The organism is uncultured Lutibacter sp., assembly GCF_947495725.1.
In the GTDB taxonomy this organism is placed as follows: Bacteria; Bacteroidota; Bacteroidia; order Flavobacteriales; family Flavobacteriaceae; genus Lutibacter.
This window is the reverse complement of the sequence record NZ_CANLZZ010000025.1, coordinates 1-278: the sequence shown is the minus strand read 5'-3', so window position 1 is coordinate 278 and position 278 is coordinate 1. Positions and strand designations below refer to the sequence as shown.

General features: G+C 27.7%; 1 protein-coding gene. It reads right to left on the bottom strand.

What is annotated here, in order from left to right:
- Positions 1–71: 71 nt before the first annotated feature.
- On the bottom strand, positions 72–278 hold a 207-nt coding region (locus Q0776_RS17750), incomplete at its 5' end, for a hypothetical protein (protein ID WP_298371361.1).

Genomic DNA, 278 nt, shown 5'->3' with positions numbered 1-278 from the left:
GCCTTCAGTTTGTGCTAGCAAATTAGTTGAAATGAACAAGATTGCTATAAAAAGTATTAATCTTTTCATAATTAGTTGTTTTTATCAATTAGAATTAATTCATCAGCTTTTTCATTTAAACTATTTACTCTAGCTTCTATATTTTTAAATTTGTTTTCGTATTCTTTTTGTTTTTGTTCTAATTTCTTAATTATTTTTGCAAAATCACCGTTATGCACTCCTACCACCGTGTTTATCATTTTAGGACCTTGCTTTAAGTTGTTTTCCCAGGATCTACC